Consider the following 13,179-nt stretch of genomic DNA (forward strand, 5'->3'; position numbering starts at 1 on the left):
GATCGGCGACATAGCGACGGACGGCGCGGGATCGTACCCAGCGCCGGGACCACCATTCCGACACCCGTTCGAGACCATCGAGACGGGGCCGCACGGCCTCGTCTCGCGACCCGGCGCGGGCCGATCCGCGGCCGCGACGGCGCGCGCCCATGAGGGATCGCGCCGACGATGCGCCGTGCCTTGCCCACACCGGCCGACAGTCACCCCGTGAGGAGGCCATCATGCACGACGAACGACCCGTCCCGTCCTGGAGCCGCAGGCGTCTGATGCGGCATCTCGCCCGCCGGGGAAGCCCGCTGGTGGTGCGCTGGATGCACTTCGCCGCGGTGTCCGAGGCAGCCCCGCCGGCCCCGCCGACGACACGCTATCCCGACAACGTGGTGCCGTTCCGCCCGCGCGCCGCCGTCTGCCGGTAGCCGCGACGAGGGGGAGCGCCCCTCAGGCCGCTCCGCCGTCGCCGCGCACGCCGAGGCGCTTGTCGAGATAGGTGTCGACGGTCTGGGTCAGCTCCTCGACCTTGCCGTCGAAGAAGTGGTTCGCGCCCTCGACCATCTGGTGCTCGATGATGACGCCCTTCTGGGTCTTCACCTTCTCGATCACCGGCATCACCTCGCGCGCCGGCGCGACCCGGTCCTCCGAGCCGTGCACGAACAGGCCGGAGGAGGGGCAGGGCGCCAGGAAGGTGAAGTCGTAGCGGTTCGCCATGGCCGCGATGGAGATGAAGCCCTCGATCTCGGGCCGGCGCATCAGGAGCTGCATGCCGATCCACGAGCCGAAGGACACCCCGGCGATCCAGCAGGCGCGCGCCTCCGGGTTGACCGACTGCACCCAGTCCAGCGCCGCCGCCGCGTCGGAGAGCTCGCCCGAGCCGTGGTCGAACGAGCCCTGGCTGCGCCCGACCCCGCGAAAGTTGAAGCGCAGCGCCGCGAAGCCGCGATTGGCGAAGGTGTAGAACAGGTTATACACGATCTGGTTGTTCATCGTGCCCCCGAACTGGGGGTGCGGATGCAGCACGATGGCGATCGGCGCACCCTTCTTCTTCGGGGCCTGATAGCGGCCCTCGAGGCGCCCGGCCGGGCCGTTGAAGATGACTTCGGGCATCGTGTCGGTGTTCCTCAAAGATCGCCCGCGCGGGCGCTTTTCCGGTTCGGCCATAGGTCCGGCCATGGGTCCGGCTCTGTGCGCCGCGCCTCCGGCGCGCGAGCCTTGACTCGGGCGGCAGCGGTCTTACAAGCACGCTTAGAATAATTCTAGGTGATTAGAATAATTCTAAACTGAATACGCCCACCCGATCCTCGCCGAGACCCGCTCCGGCGCGGCATCGGACAGGGCTTCGATCTCCCGCGCGCCTTAGCACGACCGCGGGGGGCGAAAGCAAGAAGATGTCGTCCGGGGTGTCGCCGCAGCCGCCTCGGACTCGACCGGAAGACCGCGCCCCGACCGTTTCGAGAACCGGCTTTTGAAGCACGCCTGATGCATTCCGACCGCACCTATCTCGACCACAACGCCACATCGCCGGTCCGGCCGGAGGTCTCGGCGGCGGTCGCGCGGGCGCTGGCGCTGCCGGGCAACCCGTCCTCCGTCCATGCCGAGGGCCGGGCGGCGCGGGCCGTGCTGGAGCGGGCGCGCGAGCAGGTGGCTCGCCTCGTCGGCGCAGCGCCCGCGCGCGTGGTCTTCACCAGCGGCGGCACGGAAGCCGCCAACACCGTCCTCTCCGGCGCCCTCGTCAGGGCCGGAACGCCCGCCCCGACGCGGCTCCTGGCGAGCGCGACGGAGCATCCCTGCGTGTCGGCCGGCCACCGTTTCCCGAACGTCGAGACCATTCCCGTCGACGCCTTCGGCGTGATCGATCTCGACGCCCTGCGCCAGCGGCTCGCGGCGCTCGCCGGCGAGCCGGTGCTGGTCTCGGTCCATGCGGCCAACAACGAGACCGGGGTGCGCCAGCCGCTTTCGGAGATCGTGGCGCTCGCCCGCGCGCATGGCAGCGCCCTCGTCCACAGCGACGCGGTGCAGGCGGTGGGCAAGGTGGCGATCGGCCTCGACGCCCTCGGGCTCGACGCGCTGACCCTCTCGGGCCACAAGTTCGCCGCTCCCAAGGGCACCGGCGCCATCGTCCTGGGGGAGGGCGTGACGCTGGAGAGCGCCTTCCTGCGCGGGGGCGGCCAGGAGATGCGCCTGCGCTGCGGCACCGAGAACCTGCCGGGGCTGGCGGGCCTCGGCGCCGCCGCCGAGCAGGCGGGAACGGCTCTTGCAGCGGGCGAGGGCGAGAGGCTGGAGCGCCTGCGCGACGCGATCGAGGCCGGCATCCGGGCGCTCGCCCCCGATGCGGTGGTGTTCGGGGAGGGGGCGGCGCGGCTGCCGAACACGGCCTGCTTTGCGGTGCCGGGGCTGGAGGCCGCCACCGCCCTGATGAGCCTCGATCTCGCCGGGATCGCGGTCTCGTCGGGGTCGGCCTGCGCCTCGGGGAAGGTGGCGCGCTCCCCCGTGCTGTCCGCGATGGGGGTCAGCCCTGCGCTGGCGGCGGGGGCCCTGCGCGTCAGCCTCGGATGGAACAGCGTGGACGACGATGTGATGCGCTATCTGGACGGGTTCGAAAGGATCGTGTCCACCCTATATAAGCGGCGAGGGCAGGCGGCCTGAGGGCCGCGATCCCGCGTCATCCGTTTTCGAGACCGCCGGCCAGGGTGCCGGCGCCGGCAGGAGAAGCCTGATGCCTGCAGTGCAGGAAACCATCGACCGGGTCCGCTCGATCGACCTCGACCAGTACAAGTACGGATTCGAGACCGTGATCGAGATGGAGAAGTCCGTGAAGGGCCTCTCCGAGGACGTGGTGCGGTTCATCTCGGCCAAGAAGGACGAGCCGGAGTGGATGCTCGAATGGCGCCTCGACGCCTATCGCCGCTGGCTGACGATGCAGGAGCCCGAATGGGCGCGCGTCTCCTACGATCGGATCGACTACAACAACATCTACTACTACGCCGCCCCCAAGCGTAAGGCGGCCGAATCGCTCGACGAGATCGACCCCGAGATCCTCAAGACCTACGAGAAGCTCGGCATCCCGCTGCGCGAGGTCGAGGTGCTGGAGGGCATCGCCCCCGAGCGCCGGGTGGCGGTCGACGCGGTGTTCGATTCCGTCTCGGTGGCGACGACCTTCAAGGCCGAGCTCGCCAAGGCCGGCGTGATCTTCATGCCGATCTCGGAAGCGATCCGCGAGTACCCCGACCTGGTGCGCAAGTACCTCGGCTCCGTGGTGCCGGTGACGGACAACTTCTTCGCGACCCTGAACTCGGCGGTCTTCTCGGACGGCTCGTTCGTCTACATCCCGCCGGGCGTGCGCTGCCCGATGGAGCTGTCGACGTACTTTCGCATCAACGAGCGCGACACCGGCCAGTTCGAGCGCACGCTCATCATCGCCGACAAGGGCTCCTACGTCTCGTATCTCGAGGGCTGCACCGCGCCGAAGCGCGACGACAACCAGCTCCACGCGGCGGTGGTCGAGCTCGTCGCGCTGGACGACGCCGAGATCAAGTACTCCACCGTCCAGAACTGGTACCCCGGCGACAACGAGGGCAGGGGCGGCATCTACAACTTCGTGACCAAGCGCGGCGACTGCCGGGGCGCCAACTCGAAGATCTCCTGGACCCAGGTCGAGACCGGCTCGGCCATCACCTGGAAGTACCCGTCCTGCATCCTGCGCGGCGACAACTCGCGCGGGGAGTTCTACTCGATCGCGGTGTCGAACGGCATGCAGCAGGTCGATTCCGGCACCAAGATGATCCATCTGGGCAAGAACACCACCAGCCGGATCATCTCGAAGGGCATCTCCGCCGGGCGCTCGCAGAACACCTACCGGGGCCTCGTCTCGGCGCACAAGAAGGCGACGAACGCGCGGAACTTCACCAACTGCGACTCGCTCCTCATCGGCGACCAGTGCGGGGCGCATACCGTGCCCTACATCGAGTCGAAGAACGCCTCGGCCGTCTTCGAGCACGAGGCCACCACCTCGAAGATCTCCGAGGACCAGAAGTTCTACTGCCTCCAGCGCGGCCTCTCCGAGGAGGAGGCCACCGCGCTCATCGTCAACGGCTTCGTGCGCGACGTGCTCCAGCAGCTCCCCATGGAGTTCGCCGTGGAGGCACAGAAGCTGATCTCGATCAGCCTGGAAGGGAGCGTGGGCTAGCGTCTGCGGCAAGCGCGCCTTTCTCCCTCCCCCCTCCGCGGGGGAGGGTGCCGAGCGAATGCGAGGCGGGAGAGGGGACCGCGACAGTGCCGGATCTGGCACGCGTCGCGACCTCTCCGGATACGGCGCTCCCCTCTCCCGACCCTCGCTGACGCGAGGGCCACCCTCTCCCGCGAAGGGGAGAGGGAGACCACCGAAATCCAAACAGGACGACCTTACACATGCTCGAAATCAAGAACCTCGTCGTCTCGATCGAGGACAACCGCATCCTCAACGGGCTCGACCTCACCGTGGGCGACGGCGAGGTCGCCGCGATCATGGGGCCGAACGGGTCGGGCAAGTCGACCCTCTCCTACGTCATCGCCGGCAAGGAGGAGTACGAGGTCCACGAGGGCGAGATCCTGCTCGACGGCGAGAACATCCTCGAGATGGGCCCCGACGAGCGCGCGGCGGCGGGCGTCTTCCTCGCTTTCCAGTACCCGCTGGAGATCCCCGGCGTCGGCACCATGACCTTCCTCAAGGCCTGCCTGAACGCGCAGCGCCGGGCGCGCGGCGAGGACGAGCTTTCGACGCCGGACTTCATCCGCCGCGTGAACGCCGCCGCCGACAAGCTCGAGATCAATAAGGAGATGCTCAAGCGCGCCCTCAATGTCGGCTTCTCCGGCGGCGAGAAGAAGCGCATGGAGATCCTCCAGATGGCGCTGCTCCAGCCGAAGTTCTGCGTCCTCGACGAGACCGATTCCGGCCTCGACATCGACGCGCTGCGCATCGTCTCCGAGGGCGTGAATGCCCTGCGCGCGGAAGGGCGCTCCTTCCTCGTCATCACCCACTACCAGCGCCTGCTGAACCACATCGTGCCCGATACCGTGCACGTCATGTCGAAGGGGCGGATCGTGAGGTCCGGCGGCAAGGAGCTGGCCCTTGAGCTCGAGGCCAGCGGCTATGCCGAGTACCGCGCCAACGAGGCGGCCTGACGCCATGGCCGACGTCACCCGCCTGCGCACCCCCGCCGAGACCGGCCTCTCGCAGCTCTTCGAGAGCGCCCGTCCGCGCTTCTCCTCCCAGAAGGCGATCGACCGCGAGGAGGCCTTCCGCTTCTTCGAGGCCGCCGGCCTGCCGAGCCGCCGGGTCGAGGCCTTCAAGTACACGGACCTGCGCGCCGCCTTCACCGAGGCGGCGGCCCCCGCCGAGATGCCATCCGACGCGACCGCGAAGGCCGCCGTCGCCGGCGCGAAGGGCTTTGCCGGGGTCGAGGCCGTGCGCCTGACCTTCGTCAACGGGCATTTCGTCGCCGCGCTGTCGGATCTCGGCCGCGTGCCCGCCGGCGTCACCGTCACGCCGCTGAACGCGGCGCTGACCGAGGGCGGCGCCCTGCTCGGGGCCCTGGCCCCGGTGGCCCAGGCCCGCGAGAACCCGATCTACCAGCTCAACGCCGCCTTCATGGCGGACGGCGCGGTGATCGCGGTGGAGGCCGGCGCCAAGGTCGACACGCCCCTGCACCTGCGCTTCGTCGGGACCGGCCCGGACGCCTTCTCGACCGCGACCCGCGTGCTCGTCTTCCTGGGCGAGGGTGCCGAGTTGACGGTGTTCGAGAGCCACGAGAGCCCGGCCGGCATCGCCTTCCAGCCGAACGACGCGCTGGACGTGGTGATCGCCGACGCCGCCGCCTTCCGCCACACCCGCATCAACGCGGAGGGCGACAAGGCCATCGCGCTCTCGACCCTCTCGGCGAAGCTCGGGGCCGCCTCGCATATCGAGACGGTGAACCTCGTCACCGGAGCGGTGCTCTCGCGCCACCAGCTCTTCCTGCATTTCGCGGGCGAGAACGCCACCGCCACCGTCAACGGCGCCACCATGCTCGGCCACGGACGCCTCGCGGACTCGACCCTGCTCGCCGACCATGCCGCCGTCGGCGGGGTGAGCCGCGAACAGTTCAAGACCGTGATCGACGGCGACTCCACCGGCGTCTTCCAGGGCAAGATCATCGTCCGCCAGGTCGCGCAGCAGACCGACGGCAAGATGAAGTCCGACTGCCTGCTCATCTCCGACGAGGGGCAGATGATGAACAAGCCGGAGCTCGAGATCTTCGCCGACGACGTCGCCTGCGGCCACGGCGCCACCTGCGGCGCGCCGGACGACGACCTCCTGTTCTACCTCATGGCCCGCGGCCTGCCGCGCGCCGAGGCTGAGAGCCTGCTGGTCCAGGCCTTCCTCGGCGAGGCGGTGGAGGCGGTGACGCACGAGGGCGCTCGCGAGGCGCTGATCGGCGAGATCGAGGCGTGGCTGAAGGCACGGGGGTGATCGTTGACCCTCCCCCCTCTGCGGGGGAGGGTGCCCGCGACAGCGGGCGGGAGAGGGGATCGCGACATCTCCGGAAGGGTCGCCCCCTCTCCCGACCCTCGCTGACGCGAGGGCCACCCTCTCCCGCAAAGGGGAGAGGGATCGCAGGAGGTTCCGCCATGAACGCACCCATCCGCCAGCCCGGCTACAACGTGGCAGCGATCCGGAAGGAATTCCCGATCCTGTCGCAGCAGGTCTACGGCAAGCCGCTGGTCTATCTGGACAATGCCGCCTCGGCGCAGAAGCCGCGCGCGGTCATCGACGCCATGGTCTCCTGCATGGAGACGGGCTACGCCAACGTGCATCGCGGCCTGCACTTCATGGCGAACGCCGCCACGGAAGGGTTCGAGGGCGCGCGCGAGACCACCCGCGCCTTCCTCAACGCCGACTCCACAGACGAGATCGTCTTCACCCGCAACGCGACGGAAGCCTACAACCTCGTCGCCTCGTCCATGGGCTGGGCCGGGATGATCGGGGAGGGGGACGAGATCATCCTCTCGATCATGGAGCACCATTCCAACATCGTGCCCTGGCACTTTTTGCGCGAGCGCAGGGGCGCCGTGATCAAGTGGGCGCCGGTGGACGACGAGGGCAACTTCCTCGTCGAGGAATACGAAAAACTCTTCTCGCCGCGCACGAAAATGGTCGCGATCACCCACATGTCGAACGTGCTCGGCACGCTGACGCCGGCCGCGGAGATCGTGCGCATCGCCCATGCCCATGGCGTGCCGGTGCTGCTCGACGGGGCCCAGAGCGCCGTGCACCGGCCCATCGACGTGAAGGCGCTCGATTGCGACTTCTTCGTCTTCACCGGGCACAAGGTCTACGGACCCACCGGCATCGGCGTCCTCTACGGCAAGAAGGAATGGCTGGAGCGGCTCCCCCCCTACCAGGGTGGCGGCGAGATGATCCGCACGGTGAGCCAGGATGCCATCACCTACAACGATCCGCCCCACCGCTTCGAGGCGGGCACTCCGGCCATCGTCGAGGCGGTCGGTCTCGGCGCGGCGCTGGAATTCATGATGGGGCTCGGCCGCGAGGCCATCGCCGCCCATGAGGACGATCTCACGGCCTATGCCCAGGAGCGGCTCGGCGCCATGAACTCCGTCCGGCTGATCGGGACCGCCAGGGAGAAGGGCGGCGTCGTCGCCTTCGAGATGAAGGGCGCGCATGCCCACGACATCGCCACCGTGATCGACCGCCAGGGCGTCGCGGTGCGGGCCGGCACGCATTGCGCCATGCCCCTGCTGACGCGCTTCGGCGTCACCTCCACCTGCCGCGCCTCGTTCGGGCTCTACAATACCCGCGAGGAGATCGACGCCCTTGCAGACGCCCTCGCCAGGGCCGAGATGCTGTTCGCCTGAGGTTTATGCCATGTCCGACGCGACCATCACCGGCGGTGCCAACGCCCCCACCGTCGAGAGCGCCTCGGCGATTCCGGCCGACGAGCTCGACCGGCTCACCGACGCCATCGTGACGGCGCTGAAATCCGTCTACGACCCGGAGATCCCGGCCGACATCTACGAGCTCGGCCTGATCTACCGGGTCGATATCGACGACGACCGCAAGGTCGCCATCGACATGACGCTCACCGCCCCCGGCTGTCCCGTCGCCGGAGAGATGCCGGGCTGGGTCGAGAACGCGGTGGCCGCCGTGCCGGGCGTCCAGTCCTGCACGGTGACGATGGTGTTCGATCCGCCGTGGGACCAGAGCCGCATGTCCGACGAGGCCCGCGTCGCCCTCGACATGTGGTGAGGGCGGGTGCCCGATCAGGGCTCGCGCCGGGCCTCGAAGACGAGGCCCTCGTAGATATCCGCCAGGGCGAGCGTCGCGCCGATCGCCGGCAGGGCGATGGTGTCCTCCAAGGACTCGAAGGTCTGCGTCTCCCAGGAATCGCCCTCGCGGCGATAGAGGACGGCGCCGGGCCAGCGCGTCTCGATCAGGAGGATGTAGGCCAGCGTCGGGTGGCGCCGGTACTCCTCGAGCTTGCGGAAACGGTCGATGCTGGCAGTCGAGGGCGACAGCACCTCGACCACGAGGCGCGGCTCCCGGTTCTCGTAGGTGTCGCGGACGAGGTCCCCGCATTCCACGGTGATGTCGGGCCGCCGGACGGTGGCGATGCTCGTGCGCAGCGCGATGTCGTCCGTGGTCGGGCGACAGCCGGAGCCTCGCAGTTGCGTTCCGAGGCTGACGATGACGTTGACCGTCACCCGGTCGTGCTGGGCGCTGGCCCCGGTCATCATCTTGATATGCGGGACGGGCACGCCATCGACGAGTTCGTAGAGCCCGTCCCGGCCCTGCTCCCAGGCGAAGAACTCTTCCGGCGTCATGCGCCGGTATGCGGGATCGGCCACAGGCACCTCCGGTCGCCCGGATCATACACGATCCCGCGCGGATCGTGTGGACCAGCCGGGAGCGAATGCTTATCTTGACCACACCGAGACACCCTCACCCGCACGGGCCTTGAACCCGGCCGCCGGAGAGCTTCCCATGAAGACGAGTTTCAAGGTCATGTCGCTGACCGACGCGGCGGCGGACCGGATCAAGGCCATCATCGCCAATGCGGACAAGCCGATCGCCGGCTTGCGCGTCGGCGTGAAGAACGGCGGCTGCGCCGGGATGTCCTACACCATGGAATACGCAGAGGCGCAGAAGCCCGGCGAGGACATGGTCGAGGATCGCGGCGTGCGCGTCTTCATCGACCCCAAGGCGGTGCTCTTCCTGCTCGGCACGCAGATGGACTTCCAGACCAGCAAGCTCGCGTCGCAGTTCGTGTTCAACAACCCGAACCAGACCTCGGCCTGCGGATGCGGCGAGTCCGTCGCGATCACCCCGGCGAACCCGGAAGCGCTGCACGCCTGACGGCCGGGGGCTGTCAGGCGACCTTCGCGGCCGCGTCGATCTCGACGCTGTCGTCGAGGCAGCAATTGCGGCCCTTCCGCTTGGCCGCGAACATCTGGAGATCGGCCCGCTCGAGAAGCGAGATCGGCGTGTCGCCGCGCCGGTAGGCGGCGATGCCGAGCGAGATCGTTACCTGCCCGAGCGACTCGCCCGTGGAACGCTTGACGAGTTCGCGTCCCATGACGGCCACGCGGATGCGCTCGGCCACCGCCAGGGTGGTCGCGCGGTCCTTTCCGGGCAGCACGACGCCGAACTCCTCGCCGCCGAAGCGCGAGAGCGTCGACGGACCCGCCACCTGCTCGCGCATGACGATACCGACGAGCCTCAGCACCTGATCGCCGGTGAGATGGCCGTAGAGGTCGTTGAAGCGCTTGAAGAAATCGATATCGAGCACGATCAGGCCGAGAGGCTCGCCCGAGGCGGCCGCATGCGCGACGGTCTGCTTCAGGATGTCCTCGAAATGCTTGCGGTTCGAGAGCCCCGTCAGCGGATCGGTCAGGCTCTCGAGGCGCGTCGCCTCCAGGGTCTCGCGCAGGGCCTCGATCTCGGTCCGGCTCTCGCGCATCCGCGCTTCGAGAATGCGGTTGTTGGCGGCGACCTCGCGAGTGGTGGCCACCAGCCCGGCCACGATCTCGCGGATGCGGGCGCGGTTCATCGTGGCGCCGACGAGGTCGTCGGTGAAGGCGCGCAGCGATTCGCCGTATTGCGTGGTCGACCCGAGGGAGAGGTCGAGCATCTCGGTGATGCCCTCGATCTCGGTGAGCATGCTCGCCGACATCCGCTCGGCGGCGATCGAGAGCCGGCGGCCGTCGATATGGGCGTCGTAGAGCGCCTCGATATCGGCATCCGAGAGCTGGCCGTTCTGCGCGGTCAACCGCTTGATCGCGTCGTTCATGTGCGGCTGCGTGCCGGACACGTAGACGTACCAGACGGTGTAGGCCTTCGGCGTCGCCGAGGGGCCGTAGTCGCGCATCAGCTCGTTGGCGCGGTGCGCCAGCGCAAAGCTCCAGTCGCGATCCTGATGCCCCCGGTCGCCCATACGTCCACCATAGTCCGATCGCGGAGGCCGGCCCGTTTCGGCACCGGTCCCGCTTGATGCGAACGATAGTCGGGGGAGCGTGGACGATCGGTTAAGGTCGGGCCGGAGACTGTCTACTTTTGTTTCTTGACGACGGCCGGGCGGAGGAGGAAGGCCGGCACATGCTCGCCGAGGCCGGCGGGCGTTTCGCCCTCCGCATCGTCGCGACGGCGATGACGCCCGCTCTCGCCGCGCGTCTTCTCCGGGGCGGGGCGGTCGGCGGCGGCGGCGCGGGCCGGAGGCCGGGGCACGCGGCGAGCGGCGGGCGGCGCCTCGCTCTCCGCTTCCGGCGCGGGACGGTCGCCCTGGGGAGCCGGGCGCGGAGCGGACGCCGCGCGGGCCTCTCCGGCGCTTCCCCGGCGGGGACGGCGGCCGCCCTCGCGGGGGCTCTCGCCGCGCGCGCTCCGGCTGCCGCGATGGCGGGTGGCGGTCTCGCCCTCCGCGCCGGCGCCGCCCTCCCCGAGGGAGGACAGGTCGCCGTCGAGCCACGGGATCGGCTGGCCGATCAGGGTCTCGATGGCCTGGAGCGAGCGGTCGTCGCCCCGGCTCACCAGCGTGAAGGAGTGCCCGGAGCGGCCGGCGCGGCCGGTGCGGCCGATGCGGTGGACATAATCCTCGGGGTGGCGCGGCACGTCGAAGTTGAAGACGTGGCTGACGGCCGGAATGTCGAGGCCGCGCGCGGCAACGTCGCTCGCCACCAGCAGCGCCGTCTCGCCGTTGCGGAAGCCGTCGAGCGCCTGGGTGCGCGAGCGCTGGTCCATGTCGCCGTGGAGGGCGGCGGCGTTGAAGCCGTGGCTGACGAGCGACTTTTGCAGAAGCGCGACGTCGCGCTTGCGGTTGCAGAAGATGATGCCGTTCTTGAGGTCGGCTTCGCCGCGAAGGAGCTTGCGCAGGCGGTCGCGCTTCTCGTGCCCTTCCGAGCCGGCTGCGACGAGCCGCTGCACGATGGTCGTCGCGGTGGAGGCGGCGCGGGCCACCTCGACGCGGGCCGGGTTGTGCAGGAACATGTCCGCCAGGCGCTCGATCTCCGGCGGCATGGTCGCGGAGAAGAACAGCGTCTGCCGGGTGAAGGGCACCATCTTCACGATGCGCTCGATGTCGGGGATGAAGCCCATGTCGAGCATGCGGTCGGCCTCGTCGATGACGAGGAGCTCGACGCCGGTCAGCAGCAGCTTGCCGCGCTCGAAATGGTCGAGCAGGCGGCCGGGGGTGGCGATCAGCACGTCGGTGCCGCGGGTGAGCTTGGCGTCCTGATCGGCGAAGGAGACGCCGCCGATGATGAGCGCCACGTTGAGCTTGTGGTTGGTGCCGTAGCGGTCGAAATTCTCGACGACCTGCGCGGCGAGCTCGCGGGTCGGCTCCAGGATGAGGGTCCGCGGCATGCGCGCGCGGGCGCGGCCGGTCTCCAGCATCGTCAGCATCGGCAGGGTGAAGGCGGCGGTCTTGCCCGTCCCGGTCTGGGCGATGCCGAGCACGTCGCGGCGGGCCAGCACATGCGGGATGGCCTCAGCCTGGATGGGGGTCGGTTCGGTATATCCGGCCGTGGTGACGGCCTGGAGCACCTTGTCGCTCAATCCGAGGTCGGCGAATGCCATGCTTATAGGGAACCGATGCGCGCGAGGTATGGGCCGGCCGGCGCGGAGAAGATCATCGCGGCGGCGGCGACAAAGTCTGTCTCGTCATGACGCGCCCGCCGCGCATGCGGGCGCGGCCACCCTTAGAACGTTGCGCCGCCTTGTCAATCGGCCGCAGGGCGGTTCGCACAGTTCCCGAACCGTCCGAAGGGGGGCGATCAGCGCCGCAGAAGCGGGGCGGCGCAAGGGTCGAGACGGACGCCGTGCGCCGATTGCGCGATCGACCCGGTGGTGACCGGATCGGCCAGGGCGGCGCGCGCGACCTGCGAGGGCGCAGAGACGCGCGAGAGATATTGCGTCGCGGCCCAGCCGGCGACGAGGAGCACCGCGCTCGACCGCAAGGCCCAGGAAACGGCGGGAGAGCGCATCGGACCGGGGGACGCGTCCGCCGTGTCGCCGTCGCCGATCATGAGGATTCCCTTGACGCCCGCCCGTCCGCGAGCCGGGCACGGGCCACTATCGGCGGACAGGGTTAAGGATCCCTGAGCGCAAGGCGGCGATGCGCCGCAGGCCGTCCTGAAATAAAACGCCGGATCGCGGAGCCCTTAAAGGATCGTTGCACGATCAGCAGCGGGCGACCGATAGATTTCGTCGAGATTGTGTCAGACCCCGCCATGATCGTGGCGGAGCTTTGCGACGCATCGCCCGGATGTGCGCTTCGGCACATGGCAAGGCAGGGACAGTTCACCTGAGGCTGATCTTCACGCTTCGTTGACGGCATCGGGCTTATCTCGACCCACTTGTTGCAGTGAAGCGACAGACCCCATCGCCCACCGAGCCTAAAAGCGCGGCGGCTCACAGCCAGGGATCCACAGGGTAGACATGAAAAAGCTCCTCCTCGCCTCCGCCGTCCTCGCCTGCTCGGGCGCCGCCGCCTCGGCCGCCGACCTTCCGCGCCGCGCGGCTCCGCCTCCGGTGTTTGTTCCGGTTCCGGTGTTCACCTGGACGGGGTTCTACGCGGGCTTCAACGCGGGCTACGGCTTCGGCACGCAGGACAACCGCGCCCCCACGGTGATCGGCGTTCCGGCCGCCTCGGGCCTGTTCAC

The 13,179-nt window shown here is 69.2% G+C and carries 13 protein-coding genes and 1 pseudogene; 9 read left to right on the forward strand and 5 right to left on the reverse strand.

Features of this window, described 5'->3' with window-relative positions:
- Positions 1 to 221 precede the first annotated feature (221 nt).
- Entirely contained in the window at positions 222 to 416 is a 195-nt protein-coding gene (locus tag ACP56T_RS08510; RefSeq protein ID WP_430911703.1) for a hypothetical protein, read from the forward strand.
- A gap of 22 nt (positions 417 to 438) precedes the next feature.
- Here ACP56T_RS08510 and ACP56T_RS08515 read toward each other — a convergent pair whose 3' ends face one another.
- Positions 439 to 1,101 carry an alpha/beta hydrolase gene (locus ACP56T_RS08515; protein WP_430911704.1) on the reverse strand — a complete coding sequence of 221 codons (663 nt, stop codon included), beginning with the start codon at positions 1,099 to 1,101 and terminating at the stop codon, positions 439 to 441.
- Positions 1,102 to 1,473: 372 nt separating this feature from the next.
- Between ACP56T_RS08515 and ACP56T_RS08520 the strand changes: the two genes are divergently transcribed.
- From ACP56T_RS08520 to ACP56T_RS08545, 6 genes are all read left to right on the forward strand, one after another.
- A complete protein-coding gene (locus ACP56T_RS08520) occupies positions 1,474 to 2,640 on the forward strand; it encodes a cysteine desulfurase family protein (protein ID WP_430911705.1) in 1,167 nt (388 codons plus the stop codon).
- A gap of 70 nt (positions 2,641 to 2,710) precedes the next feature.
- Positions 2,711 to 4,180, forward strand: a complete 1,470-nt coding sequence (gene sufB / locus ACP56T_RS08525; RefSeq protein ID WP_430911706.1) for a Fe-S cluster assembly protein SufB — start codon at positions 2,711 to 2,713, stop codon at positions 4,178 to 4,180.
- A 221-nt stretch (positions 4,181 to 4,401) separates the two neighbouring features.
- Complete coding sequence (sufC, locus tag ACP56T_RS08530; RefSeq protein ID WP_430911707.1) at positions 4,402 to 5,154, forward strand: Fe-S cluster assembly ATPase SufC; 753 nt, start codon at positions 4,402 to 4,404, stop codon at positions 5,152 to 5,154.
- Between the two features lie 4 nt (positions 5,155 to 5,158).
- The gene (locus ACP56T_RS08535) at positions 5,159 to 6,481 is read left to right on the forward strand and encodes a SufB/SufD family protein (RefSeq protein ID WP_430911708.1); all 1,323 of its coding nucleotides are present in this window, start codon (positions 5,159 to 5,161) and stop codon (positions 6,479 to 6,481) included.
- A 158-nt stretch (positions 6,482 to 6,639) separates the two neighbouring features.
- On the forward strand, positions 6,640 to 7,884 hold the full coding sequence (locus ACP56T_RS08540) for a cysteine desulfurase (RefSeq protein WP_430911709.1): 1,245 nt from the start codon (positions 6,640 to 6,642) through the stop codon (positions 7,882 to 7,884).
- A 10-nt stretch (positions 7,885 to 7,894) separates the two neighbouring features.
- A complete protein-coding gene (locus tag ACP56T_RS08545; RefSeq protein ID WP_430911710.1) occupies positions 7,895 to 8,275 on the forward strand; it encodes an SUF system Fe-S cluster assembly protein in 381 nt (126 codons plus the stop codon).
- A 14-nt stretch (positions 8,276 to 8,289) separates the two neighbouring features.
- On the opposite strand, the gene ACP56T_RS08550 is transcribed toward ACP56T_RS08545, so the two are convergent.
- On the reverse strand, positions 8,290 to 8,874 hold the full coding sequence (locus tag ACP56T_RS08550; RefSeq protein ID WP_430911711.1) for a Uma2 family endonuclease: 585 nt from the start codon (positions 8,872 to 8,874) through the stop codon (positions 8,290 to 8,292).
- Between the two features lie 136 nt (positions 8,875 to 9,010).
- On the opposite strand from ACP56T_RS08550, the gene sufA reads away from it, so the two are divergent.
- A complete protein-coding gene (gene sufA / locus ACP56T_RS08555; RefSeq protein WP_430911712.1) occupies positions 9,011 to 9,382 on the forward strand; it encodes a Fe-S cluster assembly scaffold SufA in 372 nt (123 codons plus the stop codon).
- A gap of 13 nt (positions 9,383 to 9,395) precedes the next feature.
- On the opposite strand, the gene ACP56T_RS08560 is transcribed toward sufA, so the two are convergent.
- The 3 genes from ACP56T_RS08560 to ACP56T_RS08570 all read right to left on the reverse strand — a co-directional run bounded on the left by ACP56T_RS08560 (position 9,396) and on the right by ACP56T_RS08570 (position 12,543).
- Positions 9,396 to 10,460, reverse strand: coding sequence for a GGDEF domain-containing protein (locus tag ACP56T_RS08560; RefSeq protein WP_430911713.1), 1,065 nt, complete (start codon positions 10,458 to 10,460; stop codon positions 9,396 to 9,398).
- A gap of 113 nt (positions 10,461 to 10,573) precedes the next feature.
- Positions 10,574 to 12,094, reverse strand: a complete 1,521-nt coding sequence (locus tag ACP56T_RS08565; RefSeq protein ID WP_430911714.1) for a DEAD/DEAH box helicase — start codon at positions 12,092 to 12,094, stop codon at positions 10,574 to 10,576.
- 197 nt (positions 12,095 to 12,291) lie between these two features.
- A complete protein-coding gene (locus tag ACP56T_RS08570; protein ID WP_430911715.1) occupies positions 12,292 to 12,543 on the reverse strand; it encodes a hypothetical protein in 252 nt (83 codons plus the stop codon).
- Positions 12,544 to 12,955: 412 nt separating this feature from the next.
- On the opposite strand from ACP56T_RS08570, the pseudogene ACP56T_RS08575 reads away from it, so the two are divergent.
- Positions 12,956 to 13,179 (forward strand): annotated as a pseudogene (locus ACP56T_RS08575) (porin family protein); the annotation flags it as partial.

This window comes from Methylobacterium endophyticum, from assembly GCF_050591105.1.
Classification (GTDB): Bacteria; Pseudomonadota; Alphaproteobacteria; order Rhizobiales; family Beijerinckiaceae; genus Methylobacterium.

Coding starts and splice junctions, on each gene's coding strand:
- ACP56T_RS08535 (WP_430911708.1), top strand. CDS start 5,159: ATGGCCGACGTCACCCGCCTGCGCACCCCCGCCGAGACCGGCCTCTCG.
- ACP56T_RS08565 (WP_430911714.1), bottom strand. CDS start 12,094: ATGGCATTCGCCGACCTCGGATTGAGCGACAAGGTGCTCCAGGCCGTC.
- ACP56T_RS08520 (WP_430911705.1), top strand. CDS start 1,474: ATGCATTCCGACCGCACCTATCTCGACCACAACGCCACATCGCCGGTC.
- ACP56T_RS08560 (WP_430911713.1), bottom strand. CDS start 10,460: ATGGGCGACCGGGGGCATCAGGATCGCGACTGGAGCTTTGCGCTGGCG.
- sufA (WP_430911712.1), top strand. CDS start 9,011: ATGAAGACGAGTTTCAAGGTCATGTCGCTGACCGACGCGGCGGCGGAC.
- ACP56T_RS08515 (WP_430911704.1), bottom strand. CDS start 1,101: ATGCCCGAAGTCATCTTCAACGGCCCGGCCGGGCGCCTCGAGGGCCGC.
- ACP56T_RS08570 (WP_430911715.1), bottom strand. CDS start 12,543: ATGATCGGCGACGGCGACACGGCGGACGCGTCCCCCGGTCCGATGCGC.
- ACP56T_RS08510 (WP_430911703.1), top strand. CDS start 222: ATGCACGACGAACGACCCGTCCCGTCCTGGAGCCGCAGGCGTCTGATG.
- ACP56T_RS08540 (WP_430911709.1), top strand. CDS start 6,640: ATGAACGCACCCATCCGCCAGCCCGGCTACAACGTGGCAGCGATCCGG.
- sufB (WP_430911706.1), top strand. CDS start 2,711: ATGCCTGCAGTGCAGGAAACCATCGACCGGGTCCGCTCGATCGACCTC.
- ACP56T_RS08545 (WP_430911710.1), top strand. CDS start 7,895: ATGTCCGACGCGACCATCACCGGCGGTGCCAACGCCCCCACCGTCGAG.
- sufC (WP_430911707.1), top strand. CDS start 4,402: ATGCTCGAAATCAAGAACCTCGTCGTCTCGATCGAGGACAACCGCATC.